The sequence below is a fragment of the Ideonella sp. P3_A4 genome (assembly GCF_056403075.1).
In genome coordinates this window covers 1-16442 of sequence record NZ_JBFUGE010000095.1, presented here as the reverse complement: position 1 = coordinate 16442, position 16442 = coordinate 1, and the positions used below count along the sequence as shown (strand labels likewise).

General features: G+C 67.1%; 17 protein-coding genes, 1 tRNA gene and 1 pseudogene. 8 read left to right on the top strand and 11 right to left on the bottom strand.

Features of this window, described 5'->3' with window-relative positions; all coding sequences use genetic code 11:
• From hisF to AC1DYI_RS11675, 4 genes are all read left to right on the top strand, one after another.
• Window positions 1–339: imidazole glycerol phosphate synthase subunit HisF (gene hisF / locus AC1DYI_RS11690; RefSeq protein ID WP_477204278.1), on the top strand; the 339-nt coding region annotated here is incomplete at its 5' end.
• The gene (gene rsmD, locus AC1DYI_RS11685; protein ID WP_477204280.1) at window positions 279–923 is read left to right on the top strand and encodes a 16S rRNA (guanine(966)-N(2))-methyltransferase RsmD; all 645 of its coding nucleotides are present in this window, start codon (window positions 279–281) and stop codon (window positions 921–923) included. The genes hisF and rsmD, both read left to right, overlap by 61 nt.
• A 48-nt stretch (window positions 924–971) precedes the next feature.
• Window positions 972–1475, top strand: coding sequence for a pantetheine-phosphate adenylyltransferase (gene coaD, locus AC1DYI_RS11680; RefSeq protein ID WP_477204277.1), 504 nt, complete (start codon window positions 972–974; stop codon window positions 1473–1475).
• A 9-nt stretch (window positions 1476–1484) separates the two neighbouring features.
• Complete coding sequence (locus tag AC1DYI_RS11675; protein ID WP_477204276.1) at window positions 1485–1793, top strand: YfhL family 4Fe-4S dicluster ferredoxin; 309 nt, start codon at window positions 1485–1487, stop codon at window positions 1791–1793.
• A gap of 7 nt (window positions 1794–1800) precedes the next feature.
• Here the strand turns inward: AC1DYI_RS11675 and AC1DYI_RS11670 are convergent, their stop codons facing one another.
• The 3 genes from AC1DYI_RS11670 to AC1DYI_RS11660 are packed head-to-tail and all read right to left on the bottom strand — an operon-like array spanning window position 1801 to window position 3899.
• The gene (locus AC1DYI_RS11670) at window positions 1801–2241 is read right to left on the bottom strand and encodes a hypothetical protein (RefSeq protein WP_477204275.1); all 441 of its coding nucleotides are present in this window, start codon (window positions 2239–2241) and stop codon (window positions 1801–1803) included.
• A 12-nt stretch (window positions 2242–2253) separates the two neighbouring features.
• On the bottom strand, window positions 2254–2901 hold the full coding sequence (pth, locus tag AC1DYI_RS11665) for an aminoacyl-tRNA hydrolase (RefSeq protein ID WP_477204274.1): 648 nt from the start codon (window positions 2899–2901) through the stop codon (window positions 2254–2256).
• Window positions 2902–2909: 8 nt separating this feature from the next.
• Complete coding sequence (locus AC1DYI_RS11660; RefSeq protein WP_477204273.1) at window positions 2910–3899, bottom strand: LysR family transcriptional regulator ArgP; 990 nt, start codon at window positions 3897–3899, stop codon at window positions 2910–2912.
• Window positions 3900–4038: 139 nt separating this feature from the next.
• Between AC1DYI_RS11660 and ald the strand changes: the two genes are divergently transcribed.
• The gene (ald, locus tag AC1DYI_RS11655) at window positions 4039–5154 is read left to right on the top strand and encodes an alanine dehydrogenase (RefSeq protein ID WP_477204272.1); all 1116 of its coding nucleotides are present in this window, start codon (window positions 4039–4041) and stop codon (window positions 5152–5154) included.
• Between the two features lie 125 nt (window positions 5155–5279).
• On the opposite strand, the gene AC1DYI_RS11650 is transcribed toward ald, so the two are convergent.
• The 7 genes from AC1DYI_RS11650 to AC1DYI_RS11620 all read right to left on the bottom strand — a co-directional run bounded on the left by AC1DYI_RS11650 (window position 5280) and on the right by AC1DYI_RS11620 (window position 12106).
• The gene (locus AC1DYI_RS11650; protein WP_477204271.1) at window positions 5280–6689 is read right to left on the bottom strand and encodes a pre-peptidase C-terminal domain-containing protein; all 1410 of its coding nucleotides are present in this window, start codon (window positions 6687–6689) and stop codon (window positions 5280–5282) included.
• Between the two features lie 193 nt (window positions 6690–6882).
• Entirely contained in the window at window positions 6883–7509 is a 627-nt protein-coding gene (locus AC1DYI_RS11645; RefSeq protein ID WP_477204270.1) for a 50S ribosomal protein L25/general stress protein Ctc, read from the bottom strand.
• 107 nt (window positions 7510–7616) lie between these two features.
• A complete protein-coding gene (locus tag AC1DYI_RS11640) occupies window positions 7617–8579 on the bottom strand; it encodes a ribose-phosphate pyrophosphokinase (protein WP_329719447.1) in 963 nt (320 codons plus the stop codon).
• A gap of 117 nt (window positions 8580–8696) precedes the next feature.
• Window positions 8697–8773: transfer RNA gene (locus AC1DYI_RS11635), tRNA-Gln, on the bottom strand.
• A gap of 39 nt (window positions 8774–8812) precedes the next feature.
• A complete protein-coding gene (gene ispE / locus AC1DYI_RS11630; protein WP_477204279.1) occupies window positions 8813–9712 on the bottom strand; it encodes a 4-(cytidine 5'-diphospho)-2-C-methyl-D-erythritol kinase in 900 nt (299 codons plus the stop codon).
• Between the two features lie 10 nt (window positions 9713–9722).
• Complete coding sequence (locus AC1DYI_RS11625; RefSeq protein ID WP_477204269.1) at window positions 9723–10271, bottom strand: lipoprotein insertase outer membrane protein LolB; 549 nt, start codon at window positions 10269–10271, stop codon at window positions 9723–9725.
• A complete protein-coding gene (locus tag AC1DYI_RS11620; protein ID WP_477204268.1) occupies window positions 10271–12106 on the bottom strand; it encodes a tetratricopeptide repeat protein in 1836 nt (611 codons plus the stop codon). The genes AC1DYI_RS11625 and AC1DYI_RS11620 overlap by 1 nt, the downstream gene beginning before the upstream one ends.
• A 59-nt stretch (window positions 12107–12165) precedes the next feature.
• Between AC1DYI_RS11620 and mutM the strand changes: the two genes are divergently transcribed.
• The 3 genes from mutM (at window position 12166) to mutY (ending at window position 16294) form a co-directional block, all read left to right on the top strand.
• Entirely contained in the window at window positions 12166–13002 is an 837-nt protein-coding gene (mutM, locus tag AC1DYI_RS11615) for a bifunctional DNA-formamidopyrimidine glycosylase/DNA-(apurinic or apyrimidinic site) lyase (protein WP_477204267.1), read from the top strand.
• A gap of 113 nt (window positions 13003–13115) precedes the next feature.
• The gene (locus AC1DYI_RS11610; RefSeq protein ID WP_477204266.1) at window positions 13116–15158 is read left to right on the top strand and encodes a dynamin family protein; all 2043 of its coding nucleotides are present in this window, start codon (window positions 13116–13118) and stop codon (window positions 15156–15158) included.
• On the top strand, window positions 15155–16294 hold the full coding sequence (mutY, locus tag AC1DYI_RS11605; protein WP_477204265.1) for an A/G-specific adenine glycosylase: 1140 nt from the start codon (window positions 15155–15157) through the stop codon (window positions 16292–16294). The genes AC1DYI_RS11610 and mutY overlap by 4 nt, the downstream gene beginning before the upstream one ends.
• Here the strand turns inward: mutY and AC1DYI_RS11600 are convergent.
• Window positions 16241–16442: pseudogene (locus tag AC1DYI_RS11600) on the bottom strand (LON peptidase substrate-binding domain-containing protein); the annotation flags it as partial. The gene mutY and the pseudogene AC1DYI_RS11600 overlap by 54 nt on opposite strands.

The following is a 16442-nucleotide window of genomic DNA, read 5'->3' as shown; positions in this document are numbered from 1 at the left end:
GTGTACACCCACGGTGGCCGCAAAAACGTTGGGCTCGACGCGGTGGCCTGGGCCAAGCAGATGGCCGAGCATGGCGCCGGCGAGATCCTGCTGACCAGCATGGACCGCGACGGCACCAAGAGCGGCTTCGACCTCGAATTGACGCGCGCTGTCAGCGACGCGGTGACGGTGCCGGTGATCGCCTCGGGCGGCGTCGGCAACCTGCAGCACTTGGTCGACGGCATCAAGATCGGCGGCGCCGACGCAGTGCTGGCCGCCAGCATCTTCCACTACGGCGAATACACGGTCGGCCAGGCCAAGGCGCTGATGGCGCAGGCCGGCGTGCCGGTGCGCCAGTGAAGGCCGCAACGAAAGCCGCGGGCGCCCGGCGCAACGAAGTCCGCATCATTGGCGGCCAGTGGCGCCGCAGCCTGCTGCCGGTGGCCGACAAGCCGGGCCTGCGGCCGACGCCCGATCGGGTGCGAGAAACACTGTTCAACTGGCTGGGCCAGGACCTGAGCGGCTGGCGTGTGCTCGATGCTTTTGCCGGCTCCGGCGCACTGGGCTTCGAGGCTGCCTCGCGCGGCGCGACTGAAGTGTTGCTGGTCGAGCAAGAGGGCGACCTCGTTCGCGTGCTCAATGCATCGCGTGAACGGCTGAAAGCCACCAACTTGCGCGTGCTGCGCGGCGACGGACTGGCCCAGCTGCGTCATGCCGTCGCCCGCTATGAACTGGTGCTGCTGGACCCGCCATTCGGCTCCGGTCTGAGCGTGACCGCCTTGGCCGCCGCCGCCCGCGCCGTCGTGCCAGGGGGGTGGGTCTACCTGGAGGCGGGCGAAGCGCCGCCCGCCGACTTACCCGCCGGGTTGCAGCTGTACCGCAGCGGACGCGCCGGTGCGGTGCACTACGCGCTGTTCCAGGCCGGCGAAAGCGCGCCGGCCTGAGCCCCTCTACACTCCCCGAGCCACCTTGCTGCCTACGAGGGCCCGACGATGACCACTGCCCAGCCGCTCACCGCCGTCTACCCGGGCACCTTCGACCCGATGACGCTCGGCCACGAAGACCTGATGCGCCGGGCCAGCCGCCTGTTCGACCGCCTGATCGTGGCGGTTGCTGCCGGCCACCACAAACGCACGATGTTCACAATCGCCGAGCGGCTGGACATCGCCACCGAGCTGGCCAAGCCCTGCGGCAACGTCGAGGTGATCGCCTTTCGCGGCCTGCTGAGCGATTTCGTGGTCGGCAACGGTGGCCGGGTCGTGATACGGGGTCTGCGCGCCGTCAGCGACTTCGAATACGAGTTCCAGATGGCCGGCATGAACCGCCAACTGATGCCCGATGTCGAGACGCTGTTCCTGACGCCCAGCGATCAGTACCAGTTCGTCAGCGGTACTTTTGTGCGCGAGATTGCCATGCTCGGCGGTGATGTCTCCAAATTCGTGTCACCCTCGGTGCTCGACCGTTTGAAGGAGCGCGTGGCCCAACCACGCGAATAAGGCGCCACCATGGCCCTGATGATCACCGACCAGTGCATCAATTGCGACGTCTGCGAGCCCGAGTGCCCGAACGATGCGATTTCGATGGGTGACGAGTACTACGTCATCGACCCCAAGCGCTGCACCGAATGCGTCGGTCACTTTCCCGAGCCGCAGTGCGTGCAGGTCTGCCCGGTCGAATGCATCCCGCTGAACCYGGACGTGATCGAGACACGTGAACAGCTGCAGCGCAAGTACCACGTGCTGATGGCCGAGAAGCGCGAGACCGACGCATCCGCCGCTGCGGCTAGGTCACCGGCCCCTGACGACGCAAGCTGATCCCGCGTCAGCCCTTGTCGGCCGTTGGCTTGGGCGGCATGTAGCGGTCCGGTTCCGGCGTCTTCTTCTTGTGCTTCTTGGAGTGCTGCGGAGGCGCCCCAGGCTCGGGGGCGCTGGCCGGCGGCTCGGCCCCCTTCATGCTCGTGCCCATCGGGGCTTGCTGCGGCTGGATCGCCTTCTCGCGCTGTTGGCGCTCGGCGATCAGGGCTCTGGCCTGCTGCTTGTCGGCGGACGCTGCCGCCCGCGCTTCCGAACRCTGTTCGGCACTGCGGGCGTCGTTGGCATTGATGGCCTGGCCGCTCGCCGCGGCGTCGGCCGCACACGGGACCTGCTGGTAGGTCTGGCCGCAGCGGTAGATCTTGTTGTCTGCCGCCCCGGCTGTGGCGTTGATCGCCCCTACCCCCAGGCACGCCAAGACCAAAGCGCGGCAGCGGGCGGGGGTGGACATGGCAGGGCTCCTTCAGGCGGGGGGGTCGACGCCCGGCACGGCCGCGGGGGCCTCGGGCGGGCGCGGCGGCTTGGGCCGCGCCGGTTTGGCGTGGAGTTTCATGATCGCGCGATCCATCTCGCCGGCCAACATCAAATCCAGCACTTTCAGTGAATCTTCGATGTTGCGCTCGATTGCGTCGCGTTCGTCTGCCCGGGGCTTGCGCAACACGTAGTTGGCGACCTCGGCCTTGATGCCGGGATGCCCGATGCCCAGCCGCAGCCGCCAGTAGTCCCCGGCGCCAAGTTGGGCCTGGATATCCTTCAGCCCGTTGTGGCCGCCGTTGCCGCCACCTTGCTTGAGCTTCATCTGGCCGGGCAGCAGGTCGAGCTCGTCGTGAACGACCAGGATCTCGTTGGGCGCGATCTTGAAGAAGCGGGCCAGCGGCGCGACCGACTTGCCCGACAGGTTCATGTAGGTCATCGGCTGCAGCAACCAAAGCGGGCCGCCTTGCTCGGGCGGGCGGTTCACGCGCGCGACCAGGCCGTGGTAGGCGCGGTCGGGGGTCAGCGAGGCCTTGAGCAGGCGCGCCGCTTCGTCCACCCACCAGAAGCCGGCGTTGTGGCGCGTGRCCTCGTATTCCGGGCCTGGGTTGCCCAGGCCGACGATCAAGCGAATCATGGCCCGGATTATCGAGCCGGGGCTCGGGCCGGGGTGCTAGCGCCCAGCGCGGCGCGGGCGCCGGCAATCACGGCTTGGCCGATCTGCTCCATCAGCCCCGTGTGGGCGGGTGTGACCGCGCGGCCACCAGCGGCCGGCGGGGCCGGGCGCGGCTCGTCGAGGCTCAGCTTCCACTGGTGCCAGTACAGGGCCACGTCGATCGTGATCTCGGGCTTCAGCGGCTTCAGCGCGCCACTGGCGATCTCGGGCCGCGCCAGCAGCTCGGGCAACACGGCGACGCCCCAGCCCATCACTGCGGCACGGGCACCCGCCTCGCTGCTGGGCACGAAGCGCTCTTTCAAGCGCGGTGCGCGCACGCCAAAGGCCTTGGCCACCCACTGCGCCTGCATGTCGTCCTTGCGGTTGAAGACGATGAAGGGCAACTGTGGGAAGTTCAGCGGCGTCAGGCCATCGGGCATCGCCCGATCGATGAAAGCCGGGCTCGCGACCGCGACATAGCGCATATGACCCAGGGCCTGGCACGAGCAGCCACGCAGCGCCTGCGAAACGGTGCTGACGCAGCCGAGCACTTCGCCTTGGCGCAGCCAATCGTGCGTGAAGTCCTGGTCGTCGACGATCAGTTCGAGGCCGTAGCCCTCGCGTTGGCCGGTGCGCACCAGCGGGTCCAGTGCCGGCAGCACCCAAGTGGCCAGGCTGTCGGCATTCACGGCGATCGGCAGGCGTTCATCGCGCGCCAGCGTGGTGCCCAGTTCGCGCGCAGCGTCGGCGCGCAGCGCCTGCATCTGGCGCGCATAGCGCAGCAACACCTTGCCGGGTTCGGTCAGGCGCAGCGGGCGCGCCCGCACGACGAGCAGATGGCCGGCACTGGCTTCCAGTGAGCGCAGGCGCTGCGACACAGCCGATTGCGTGATCGATAACAGCTGTGCCGCGCGTTCGAAGCTGCCGGCTTCGGCGAGCGCCGCCAGGCAATCCAGACCCGCCGGGTCCAAGGCGTTCATGAGACGTACATGGGTGAACGCTAATGAAATTCATCAGGTTCGCTAATGTAGCCGCTGAGATGGCGATGCACCTTGGCCGTTGGCCCGGCGAGGCACAACATGGGCTTTCCACCAAAAACCGCAGTACGGAGACAACCCCATGCGCATTGGCCTGCCCAAAGAAATCAAGAACCACGAATACCGCGTCGGCCTGACACCCGCCAGCGTGCGCGAGTTCACCTCGCGTGGCCACGAGGTCTTCGTGCAAAGCGGCGCTGGCGCCGCGATCGGCCTGGCCGACGAACAGTACGCCGCCTCTGGCGCGGTGCTGCTGAAGGACGCCGCCGAGGTCTTCGCGAAGGCCGAGATGATCGTCAAGGTCAAGGAGCCGCAGCCGCAAGAGTGCGCGATGCTGCGCGAAGGCCAGATCCTCTACACCTACCTGCACCTGGCGCCGGACCCGGAGCAGACCGCCGCGCTGGTCAAGTCGGGCGCGATCTGCGTCGCCTACGAAACCATCACCGGCCCGGGCGGCGGCTTGCCGCTGCTGGCTCCGATGAGCGAGGTCGCTGGTCGCATGAGCATCCAGGCTGGCGCGGCGCACCTGGAGAAGAGCAAGGGCGGCATGGGCGTGCTGCTCGGCGGCGTGCCCGGTGTCGAGCCTGGGCATGTGCTGGTGATCGGCGCTGGCGTGGTCGGCACGCACGCGATGCAGATGGCGATCGGCATGGGCGCACGCGTGACCGTGCTGGACAAGAACGTCGACCGCCTGCGCCAGATCGACATGGTGTTTGGCAACCGCGTGAAGACGCTGTTCTCGAACGCCCAGACGCTGGAAGAAAAGGTGCTGGAGTCCGACCTGGTGATCGGCGGCGTGCTGGTGCCGGGTGCTGCCGCGCCGAAGCTGGTGACGCGCTCGATGGTGCGCTGCATGAAGAAGGGCGCGGTGCTGGTCGACGTGGCCATTGACCAGGGCGGCTGCTTCGAGACCTCGCGCGCGACAACCCACGCCGAGCCGACCTATGTCATCGACGACGTCGTGCACTACTGCGTCGCCAACATGCCCGGCGCCGTGGCCCGCACCTCGACCTTCGCGCTGAACAACGCGACGCTGGCCCATGGCCTGGCACTGGCCGACAAGGGCTGGAAGCAGGCGATGAAGGACAACGCGCACCTGAAGGCCGGCCTGAACGTGGCGGCCGGCAAGGTTACCTACGAAGCCGTGGCGAAGGACTTGGGCTACGCCTACGTGCCGGCGGACAGCCTGATCGGCTAACGCTCAAAGCCCGCTGACCGCGCTCGTATTTAGGTACGGGCGCCTCAGACGAAAAAAGCCCCGCCGAGGCGGGGCTTTGTCGTTCAGCGTGCGGCGCAACCGAGGGCGCGCAGCGCGCCCGAACATCAAGGCGCCGGAACGGTGCCGGTGACGCTGTACTGACCCAGGCTGCCGTAGTCGCTGTAGCCGTTGGTCGGGGTCAGGTAGCCGATGCCGTCGACCGAGACGTAGTACTTGCCGGCGGCCGGCAAGGTGAACGTTGCGGTGGCGCCCAGCTGGTCGGCCGGCTTGGCCTTGGCGATCACGGTGCCGTCGGCCTTCATGATCTTGATCGACACATCAAGGTTGGCCGAACGGGTGTCCGGCGTCACGGTGATCGTGCCCGAGCCAGCCTTGGCCGAGAACGAGAACACGTCCTTGTCCTTGCGGGTTTCGATCACGCCCTTGCCGGACAGGTTGATGTTCGAACCGTTCGGCGAGGTGGTCAGTGCCGTGGCCTTCGCGATGCCGTTGCCATGGTCGTCCTTGCGCAGGATGCCGCCGTTGCTGCCCATGACGACGATGTCGTCTTCCTTGTTGTTGGCGTCGGTGTACTCGCCCTGGCTCCACTGGACAGTGTTCTTGTAGTAGCCCACGCCCATGATCGGCGCCCAGCCGGTCACGCCGTCGCCGTGGCCGCCGTAGTAGCCGACTTGGGAGGTGCCGTCATGGCTCAGGCCGAGGTTGTGGCCGACCTCATGCGAGGTCGCTTCGGCGACGTACTTCTCGTTGGCCGGGCCGAGCATGTCCCAGAACACCAGCGCCGGCTTGTAGTAGTCGCCGACGTTGTCGTACACGCCGACATAGGCCACACCGCCGCACGAGCAGTTGTAGACGCCGTTGTGGTTGGTGATGACCGCGGTCGTGCCGTAGACGTCATCGGCGTCGTTGGCGCGGGTCAGCTTGTCAGCAGGCGGCTGCTCGGTTGTCACGTCGATATCGAACGGCGAGTAGTCTTCGGCCACGCGTTGCCAGATGTACTGGATGCGCTCCAGCTCAGCCGTCGAGAACGAGTTGACGTTGCCGTCGAAGTCGAAGGCCTGAGCATTGATCGTGTTGCCGCCGCTGTTCCAGGCGGTGTTCTGGATCACGGCGCCGTTGAAGTCCAGATAGATCGTGCGCTTGGCACCCGGACGGCTGTGCAGCAGGAAGGTGTTGTCCAGCGGCGCGGGGGCGGTGCCTTCGACGAAGTCAGGCGTGTTCGAGACCAGCGGCTTGTCGAGTTCTTCGACGACGTACAGGCGGCCGGTGCGGTCCAGGCGCATCAGCGGGTCACGCAGCAGCATCTCGCGCAGCGCTTCGGGGCTGCGCTTGTAGAACTTGGCGACCGCTTCGAGCTTGTCGCCCAGCAGGTCGATCGCGCGTTGGCCCGTGGCACCAGCTTCGGCTAGGCGCACTTCCGGGAAGGCCGGACGTGCACTTTCAGCCAGCGCGGGCGCGGCGATGAATGCGACGGCGGCGGCGGCAGCGCAGGCGCGAAGATGGAAACGTGACATGGGAGCTCCTCTTATGTTGGGAGCCCGATGCTAGCGAGGCAGATCAGCGGGGCATCTCAGGCTTGCCCTGGAAATTGCATGCAATCGCAACAGTCGAAGGTCACGCCGGTCGGTTTTGACGCGGGCATGAAAAAACCCCGCCGGAGCGGGGTTTTTACTGAACGCTTGGCCAGGAGGCCACAGCGAAGGGCCATTACTTCTTGCCCTTGCCCTTTTTCTTGTCGTCGACCGGCGCAACGGGCGCGGCCACGACTTCTTCTTCGACCTTCGGCTCGGTCACGGCCACGACCACCGGGTTCTGGGTGCCATGCTTGACCGCCTTGATGCCTTCGGGCAGCGTCAGGTCCGACACGTGCAGGCTCTTGCCCTTGACCAGGCCCGACAGGTCGACCGCGACGAATTCAGGCAGCTGAACCGCCAGACATTCGATTTCGATTTCGGCGGCCACGTGGTTGACCAGGCACTTGTCGGTCTTCACGGCGACCGAGTTTTCTTCGCCCGAGAAGTGCAGCGGCACCTTCTTGCGCAGACGGGTGGTTTCGTCGACACGTTGAAAGTCGACGTGCAGCACTTGCTGCTTCCAGGGGTGCATCTGGAAGTCACGCAGCAGAACCTTCTGCTTCTTGCCGGCCAGGTCCATCTCGAGGATGGACGAGTGGAAGGTTTCCTTCTTCAGTGCGAAGTACAGCGCGTTGTGATCCAGCTCGATCATTGCGGGTTCGCCGGCACCGAAAACGATGCCAGGCACCTTGCCCGAATGACGCAGGCGGCGGCTCGCTCCGGTCCCCTGCTTGCTGCGCTCGAAAGCGACGAATTCCATGACACTCTCCAATGAGTCGGGGCGTCCGCGACCAGATGCGCCCCATTTGAAATGACGGCTTGCGCCGTCGACGAAAAAGACCGTTGAACCCGAGAGTTCAGCGGCCCTTAGAAATTGTTGTTCTGCTCGGCGAACATCGAGGTCACCGATTCACCGTCCGAAATGCGGCGGATGGTTTCGGCGAACAGGAAGGCGACCGACAGCTGGCGGATCTTCGGGCAGGCCTTGCCAGCGTCCGACAACGGAATCGTGTTGGTGATGACGACCTCGTCCAGGTGCGAGCTCTTGATGCGCTCGATCGCCGGGCCGGAGAAGACGGCATGTGTGCAGTAGGCATAGACGCTCTTGGCGCCACGGTCCTTCAGCACTTCGGCCGCTTTGACGAGCGTGCCGGCGGTGTCGATCATGTCGTCCATGATCACGCAGTTGCGGCCGTCGATCTCGCCGATCACGTGCATCACTTCGGACACGTTGGCTTTCGGACGGCGCTTGTCGATGATCGCCAGGTCACAGCCCAGCTGTTTGGCCAGCGCACGGGCGCGAACCACACCGCCGACGTCGGGGCTGACGACCACCAGATCGCGGTAGGCCTTGGCCTTCAAGTCGGTCAGCAGGACCGGCGAGGCGTAGATGTTGTCGACCGGGATGTCGAAGAAGCCCTGGATCTGGTCGGCGTGCAGATCCATCGTCAGCACGCGCTCGACACCGACGGTTTCGAGCAGGTTGGCGACGACCTTGGCCGAGATCGGCACGCGGGTCGAACGCGGGCGGCGGTCTTGCCGCGCGTAGCCGAAGTAGGGGATCACGGCGGTGATGCGGCGCGCGCTGGCGCGCTTCAACGCATCGACCATGATCAGCAGTTCCATCAGGTTCTCGTTCGTCGGCGCGCAGGTCGACTGGACGACGAACACGTCGCGGGCGCGAACGTTCTGCTGGATCTCGACGGTGACTTCACCATCGGAGAAACGACCGACCGACGCCTTGCCCAATTCGGCGCCCAAGTGGGTGGCCATTTCCTGGGCCAACACCGGGTTGGCATTGCCGGTGAAAAGCACGGTGTTGAACAGCACGGGTGAGACTCCGGTGGGCAGGCGGCTTGGGAGGGCTTGGGAGAACGGGACGGCGTGTGTGCGGTCTTCAGACGAGGACGGCGTGTCGATCAACACGCCGTCTCTAGGTAAGAAATTTGGCAGGGGAGGAAGGACTCGAACCCTCGCATGTCGGAATCAAAATCCGATGCCTTGACCAACTTGGCGACTCCCCTACACAGGAAACGGCTTGGAGGCCGTCCCCTTGAAACCTTTCAGCCCAGCCACCCAGCCAGCGGGTGCACATCCAGGCTCCGGCACATTCGCCCGACCCAGCCTTCGGGCCATTCGCMCTGGTGCATGGTCGCCACAGGCCGTTCGCCTGCGCCGGCTCTTGCATACACCGCGCTGCCTGAGCCCGTCATCCGGCTGTTGCCGAACCGAGCTTGAAGCCAGCGACCCACCTCGACAACCTCCGGGCACAAGGCCTCGGCGGCGCGCTGCAGGTCGTTGTGGCCCGGGAAATCAGCAAGACTTTGGGCCTCACCAATCTCGCGACGAACCAATGCTTCAGCGTCTGCAAGAAAGCCCTTGACTATAGCAGCCTTGGTGTCACGTGTCATCAAAGGGCTGGAAAAAATTCCTGCTGTCGGGATCGCTGCGGCCGGCTTCAGCACCGCGTAATGCTGGGGCGTCATCGTCACTGGCGTCAGTCGCTCGCCGATGCCTTCGACGAACGCCGTGTGGCCGCCGATGAAGAAGGGCACATCGGCGCCCAGCCGCTCACCGAGTGCCAGGAGCCGCTCACGCGACCAGCCCAGGTCCCACAAGCGGTTGAGGCCGATCAGCACCGTGGCTGCGTCGGAGCTGCCACCACCCAGGCCGGCGCCCCATGGCACCTCTTTGGCGATCGAGATGTCGGCGCCCAGCGTGCAGCCGCTTTCGGCCTGCAAGGCGCGGGCGGCTTTCAGGCACAGGTCTTCGGGCGGCAGCGCCACGCCCAGGTCATGACGCAGCAGTTGGCCATCGGTGCGGCGCTCCAGGTGCAGCGTGTCGGCCCAGTCGATCAAGCTGAAGACCGATTGCAGCAGGTGGTAGCCGTCGGCGCGGCGGCCGACGACATGCAGGAACAGGTTCAGTTTGGCCGGCGCAGGCAGGTCGTACAGCGCGTTCAGGGGCATGGCGTCAAGGGTTGCGGTCGAGCTTGGCTCGGACGACGACGCCGGGCGGGTCGAGCCGGGTGGCTTCGACCAAGGCGCCGTCAGCCCAGCGGGCCAGATCGACCGACCAGCCGAGCTGCACAAAGCCTGGCGTGGCCGACGCCAATGGCCGGTGCGGCGCGCCGTCCCAGGGCCGACCCTGCAGCCACTGCATCAAGGCACCCAACGGGATCGGCTCGCCCAGCGCCTCGCCAGTCATCGTCGCCAGGTCGGGAAAGTCTCGGCCGCCCTGGCTGTCTTGCAGCGAGGCGCTGTGTTCGTCCCAGTGCGCCAGTGCAACCTGCGCACCCAGGGGCCCGAGCAGGCGCATCTGGCCCCGGTGCTCGTCGCCGCTCAGTTCGAAGGCGGCGTTATGCGACTGCGCCGGTTGGTCACCATTGGCAGCCACCTTGACCAGCAAGCGACCACTCAGCACAGGCTGGTCACCCGGCGCCCGCGGCGCGCTGGCGCAACCGACCAGCGCGACGACAGTCGCCGCGGCGCAGGCCGCGGCCCGCGCCCAACGCAACAGCATCACAGCTTGACCTTCAACCGGGTCAGCGTTTCCTGCAGCACGTCGTTGTCAGCCTCGCGGGCGCGGCCTTCGCGCCAGATGCGCAGCGCTTCGTCGTGCTGGCCGCTGACCCACAGCAGCTCGCCCAGGTGGGCGGCGACCTCGACGTGCGGACGCGCCAGGAGCGAGCGGCGCAGCAGTTTGATCGCCTCCTCGCGGTGGCCCAGCCGGTATTCGACCCAGCCCAGGCTGTCGACGATGAACGGGTCATAAGGCGCCAGCGCGGCGGCCTTCTGCACCAGGCCCAGTGCCTCTTCGAGGCGGACGTTGCGATCGGCCAGCGAGTAGCCCAGCGCGTTGTGCGCGTGGTGGTCGTCCGGCTTGAGGGCAATCACGCGGCGCAGCAGCGCTTCCATGTCGTCGTAGCGGTTCAGCCTGTCGGCGACCATCGCCAGTTCGTACATCAGCGTGGTGTCTTCCGGCTCCTGCCGCAATCCACCCAGCAGCAGCTCGTAGGCCTCGGCCCAGTGGTGCTGGTCACGCAACACCTGGGCTTCGGCCAGCAAGCGGGTCCGGGCGTCGGGCTGGTCACGGGCCGGTGCCTCGCGCACCAGCTTGCGGGCCTGAGCCAGTTGGCCCGCATGGGCCATCAGGCTGGCACGACGGGACAGCGTGGGCATGTCCACGCGCGACGGTTCGATCTTGTCCAGCCACTGGCCGGCAGCTCGGGCGTCGCCGCGCTGCTCTTGCGCTTGCGCTTGCAGAAGGTAGGCCAGCTCGACCATGCCGCGCAGGTCGTGCTTGTCGTCGCCTTCTTCTTCGCCCTTGTCGTCCGCCGGCGGCGTGATGTTGCGTGTCAGGTTCAGGAACTGGTCGAGCGAGYGGATCGCTTCGTCCGGCTCGCGCAGATCGACCATGTAAGCGCCCAGGCTCAGCCAGGCGGCGGGCTGGTCCGGTTGTTTGGCGACCACCTCGCGCAATTGCACCGCGGCCTCGCCGATGCGCTGCTGCTGGTCCAGTGCCCGGGCGTAGGCCAGGCGGACCGGGGGCAGGGCGTCGCTGCGCGCCAGATAGCTTTGCACCAGCGCTTCGGCGGCAGGGTCCTTGGGCATCAGCTCCAGCGCCAGCAGAACCGGGCCARGAGCCGACGGTTCTTCGGCCAGCGCGCGCCGGGCGTGCGACAGCGCGACCTCCGGCTGATCAGCGGCCAACGCCATGCGGCCCAGCGCGGTGCGCACGGCGGTGCGTGTCGGCGCTGCGTTGGCATACGGCGACAGAGCTTGCTCGGTGATCGCCAGCGCACGGCGCTTGTCGGCCATCGAGTTGAGGAATCGTGGCAGCGACGCGATGGTGCCGGGACGGTCCATCACCGGTTCACGCTCGATCAGCGTGCGGATCGGCTCGCTCAGCTCAGCCGGTTTGTCCAGCGCCACCAGCAACTGCAGCTGGGTGCGCAATGCGGAGGACGACTCCGGCAGCGTGCTGCGCCAGAGCTTGACCGCCGCCAGGGCTTTGTCGCCCGCATGGGCCTGGGCCGCCATTTCGACGGCGCGCTGGAACAGACCCTCGTCGCGCGTGCGCCGCGCGGTGACCACCATCCGGCCGAACGCCTCACCCAGGTCGCCGTTCTGGGCCTCCATCTCGGCGGCCAGCACGTCGAGGAAAACCGAGCCGTCCATCGCCGAATTGGTGTTGGCGGATTCGGCTTCCTTGGTGTCGGCCGCCTTTTCAGGCTCCGCGGCCAACGCCGTCGCGCCCAGCAAGCCGGCCAATAGCGCAGCCAGGGCGAGGCGTGTGGGAGAGGGGGAAAACGGGACGGAACGGCCCGACCGGGCGCGGGCAAGACGAGGCAGCATCGAATCTCCGAGAGAGCGAGTTCGATTCTAGGAGTGCCGCCCGCCCGGATAATTCCCCGATGCCTGAATTGCCTGAGGTCGAAGTCACACGCCGCAGCGTTGGCGGCATCGAAGGTGCCCGGGTGCTGGCGTTGCGCATGGGCAAACCACTGCGCTGGCCGTTGGGCGTCGAGCCCGAGGAACTGGTCGGCTTGCGCGTCGGCGCGGTCGACCGGCGCGGCAAATACCTCTGGTTGCCGATGTTGCAAGACGGCGGGTCCGGCGGTGCTGTCGGCGGTCTGCTGTGGCATCTGGGCATGTCCGGCTCGCTGGCGTTCAGCGCGAGCCTGGGTCCGAGCGGCAAGCATGACCACGCCGAGCTGGTCACCGACCGCGGCCTGCTGCGGCTGACCGACCCGCGCCGTTTTGGTGCGGTCGTCTGGTCGGATGGGTTGAACGTGCTGCCCGCGTCCAAGCTGCTGGCCAAGCTCGGCCCCGAGCCCTTTGACCCGGCCTGGACGGCAGAAGCTTTACACGCCGCGTTGCAGGGCCGCCGCACGGCGGTCAAGCTGGCCTTGCTGTCGGGTGAGCTGGTCGTCGGCGCCGGCAACATCTACGCCAGCGACGCTTTGTGGCAGGCCGGCATCGACCCCCGCACACCGTGCACCCGCATCGGCCCGGCGCGTGCCACCAAGCTGCACGCCGCGGTGCAACAGGTGCTGGCTGAAGCGATCGAGGCAGGCGGCTCAACCCTGCGTGACTTCCGCAATGCGCACGGCGAAGTGGGCCAATACCAAGGCCAGGCACGCGTCTATGGCCGGGCCGGCGAAGCTTGTGTCCGCTGTGGCGGCACCATCCGGCGCATCGTGCAGGGTCAGCGTGCGACATATTTCTGTCCCGGCTGCCAGCGCCGCTGAAAAGCGTAACGGCACGACCGAAGGGCTTTGCTAGGATTCCCGTCCGCCGCGCGCTGCCCTCGCAGCGCTGGCACATTCGCTTACATGTACGGCTCGATTTGAACGCGACGACCATGCACCTGACCCACGCGAGCGAGCGCCAGCTCGCGATGCAGCCTTTCCTGGTGCCCGGGCTGGATGCGCTTGCCGATTGGCGCCTTGCGCTCGAGCGTGATCTGGCGACGCTGGAAAGCTTCTTGTCCCAGAGCGATCTGCTGGACCCGGCCGCCTCCGGCGCGTCACTGGCATTGCGCCAACGCCTGGCCAGCGACAAGCTGGTGATCGCCTTTGTCGCAGAGTTCTCGCGTGGCAAGAGTGAGCTGATCAACGCGATCTTCTTCGCCGACGCTGGCCGCCGTGTGTTGCCGGCCACACCTGGCCGCACGACGATGTGCCCGGTCGAGCTGTCGTGGGACGCTCACGAGCTTCCGACGCTGGACCTGCTGCCCATCGCCACCCGCCGCGAAGCCGCGTCGCTGGCCGACTGGCGCGCCCAACGTGAACGCTGGAAGCGCCTGTCGCTGGACCCGAGTGACATGCCGGGCCTGGCGCGTTCGCTGAATGAAGTCACCTCGACGCAGCTGGTGTCGATCGACGATGCGCGCACCCTGGGCCTGTGGTCCGACACCAATGCGTCGGACAACCCGCCGGTGCAGCCCGACGGCCGCGTCGAAGTGCCTTCGTGGCGCCACGCGATCATCAACTACCCGCACCCGCTGCTGCAGCGTGGCTTGGTCGTCGTCGACACCCCGGGCTTGAACGCGATCGGCGCTGAACCCGAGCTGACGCTGGGCCTGTTGCCCAGTGCGCACGCGGCCCTGTTCGTGTTGGGCGCGGACACCGGCGTCACTCGCTCGGACCTGGACATCTGGAACGACCACCTTGGCGGCCAGGGCCTGGCCAGCTTCGTGGTGCTGAACAAGGTCGACACGCTGGCCGACCCGCTGGCCACGCCGGCCGAACGCGAACGCGCGATCGAGCGCCAGTGTGTCGAGACTGCCAACACGCTGGGCGTGGGCCGCGAGCGGGTGTTCCCGGTCTCGGCGCGGCAAGCGCTGGCCGCACGCCTGGCGGGCGACGAAGCCGGGCTGGCCGAAAGCCGGCTGCCGGCGCTCGAAGCCGCGCTGAATGCAGACCTGTTGCCGCAGCGGCAGAACGTGCTGGCCAAGGCGGTGATCAGCGGCGTGCAGTCGCTGCTGGAGCACGCCACGCGTCGCCTGCGCGACCAGCGCCGCGCCAACGCCGAGCAGATGCTGGAACTGCGCAGCCTGCGCGGCAAGAGCGGCGGCCGCGTGACGCAGATGCTGACGCGCGTGAAAGCCGATTCGGTCGAATTCGAGCGCTGCACCGCGCGCCTGGCGGCGCTGCGCACTGTGCACCTGCGCATGCTGCGCGAGGCCCTGCACGCACTGTCGACCGACCGCCTGCGCGAAGCGGTGGCCAGCCTGCAGGCGACGCTCGGTACGAGTTGGTTCAACCTGCGGGCTCGCTCGGCCTTCGAGGCCTTGTGCAACGGGCTGGTTGCCCAAGTCGACAAATCGGCGCACCAATGTGCCGAGATCAACCAGATGCTGCAGGCCTCGTTCAGCCAGCTCAACAGCGAGTTCGGTTTTTCGCTGGCACTGACGCCACCGCCCGATCTGGCCTCGTTCCGCGAAGAGCTGCAGCTGATCGAACGCGGCTACAGCCGCTACTTCAGCGTCACCCGCGCCATCCGCATGAATGGCGCCGCGTTCTCGGAGCAGTTCCAGCGCATGCTGATGTCCAAGCTGCGTGTCGTGTTCGACAACGCCTGCTCCGAGGTCGAGACCTGGAACCAGATGGCTTCGCAGCAGATCGACGGCCAGTTCCGGGACCGTCGCAAGAGCCTGAAGCGCCGCCGCGAGGCGCTCGAGCGCATCCAGCAGGCCACCGGCGAGCTGGAGCATCGGTTGACCGAGGTCGAGACCCAGGACGCGCGCCTGATGGAGTTGATCGAGCGGGCCTATGTGCAGGCCGGCGAACTGCGCCAGCGCGCCGAGCGCGGGCCCGAAGTGGCCGAGGCATCACCTGACGCGGTTGACACCGAGTCCGGCGGCGCCGCGATGCTGCAAGGCGACGGCCTGGCATTGCCGTGACCGCGCGCCGCAGCGGCGGCAAGCCAGAACAACCAACCGCCGTCGCGTCGGCTGCTCCGCTGGCCGAGCGTGTGATCGCATGGCAGCGCCGGCATGGCCGCCACGCGTTGCCCTGGCAGCAGACGCGCGATCCCTACCGTGTCTGGCTGTCGGAAATCATGCTGCAGCAGACCCAGGTCAGCACCGTGCTGGGCTACTACCAGCGCTTCCTCGAACGCTTTCCTGATGTCGCTGCGCTCGCGGCAGCGCCCGCTGACGATGTGCTGGCGCTGTGGGCGGGCCTGGGCTACTACAGCCGTGCACGCAACTTGCATCGCTGCGCACAAGCGGTGGTGGCCGAGCATGGCGGTGAATTCCCGCGCAATGCGCAGCTGCTGGCCACCTTGCCCGGCATCGGCCGCTCGACGTCAGCGGCGATTGCAGCGTTCTGCTTTGACGAGCGAGTGGCGATCCTCGACGGCAACGTCAAGCGAGTGCTGACGCGCGCCCTCGGTTTTGGTGACGACCTGGCCCTGGCGCGCCACGAGAAAGTGTTGTGGGCACGGGCCGAAGCGCTGTTGCCGCAACCCGAAGGCATGGTGGCCTACACCCAAGGCTTGATGGACCTGGGCGCCACCTTGTGTTCGCAGCGTGCGCCGCGCTGCAACGCTTGCCCACTCACCGACGACTGTGTGGCCAAGCGCGAAGGCCGGCCCGAGGACTACCCGGTCAAGACCCGCAAGCTCAAGCGTAGCCAACGCGCCATCACGCTGCTGTGGCTGACTCAGGTTGACCAGGTGTGGCTGGTGCGGCGCCCAGCGACCGGCATCTGGGCCAGCCTGTGGTCGTTGCCTGAGTTCGATTCGGTCGATGACCTGCGGCAAGCGTTGAGTGGCTGGCCTGGCGAGAGCGAAGTGCTGCCCAGCTTCACCCACGTGTTGACCCATCTGGACTTGCAACTGCAGCCGGTGCAGCACCGCTTGCCAACCGGTGCGCGGCGCGAGGCGGTGCTGAAAGAGCGTTGGCCGGAAGGCCGCTGGGTTGAGCGCCGGGAACTCGCCGCCTTCGGCCTGCCGGCGCCTGTCACCCGGCTGCTGGGCCGCTCAGATCAGCTGTTTGCTGCGCAGGAACTCGTCGACCAGACCGAGCCGCTGTAGCGGATCGGTCAAGGCCATCAGCTGCTGGCGTGCGGCCAGCGGCACCGGCAGCAGCTCGCACCAGCGGTTGGCCACCCAGCCGGCATCGTCGAAATGCTGCTCATCGGGCAGATCGGCCTCGGGGCGCTGCGCGAGCGCTGCGTAGGCG

Excerpts from the sequence above, each read along its gene's own strand:
- AC1DYI_RS11645 (WP_477204270.1), bottom strand. The coding sequence starts at position 7,509 with ATGGAATTCGTCGCTTTCGAGCGCAGCAAGCAGGGGACCGGAGCGAGC.
- coaD (WP_477204277.1), top strand. The coding sequence starts at position 972 with ATGACCACTGCCCAGCCGCTCACCGCCGTCTACCCGGGCACCTTCGAC.
- AC1DYI_RS11650 (WP_477204271.1), bottom strand. The coding sequence starts at position 6,689 with ATGTCACGTTTCCATCTTCGCGCCTGCGCTGCCGCCGCCGCCGTCGCA.
- AC1DYI_RS11625 (WP_477204269.1), bottom strand. The coding sequence starts at position 10,271 with ATGCTGTTGCGTTGGGCGCGGGCCGCGGCCTGCGCCGCGGCGACTGTC.
- ald (WP_477204272.1), top strand. The coding sequence starts at position 4,039 with ATGCGCATTGGCCTGCCCAAAGAAATCAAGAACCACGAATACCGCGTC.
- mutM (WP_477204267.1), top strand. The coding sequence starts at position 12,166 with ATGCCTGAATTGCCTGAGGTCGAAGTCACACGCCGCAGCGTTGGCGGC.
- AC1DYI_RS11660 (WP_477204273.1), bottom strand. The coding sequence starts at position 3,899 with ATGAACGCCTTGGACCCGGCGGGTCTGGATTGCCTGGCGGCGCTCGCC.
- AC1DYI_RS11610 (WP_477204266.1), top strand. The coding sequence starts at position 13,116 with ATGCACCTGACCCACGCGAGCGAGCGCCAGCTCGCGATGCAGCCTTTC.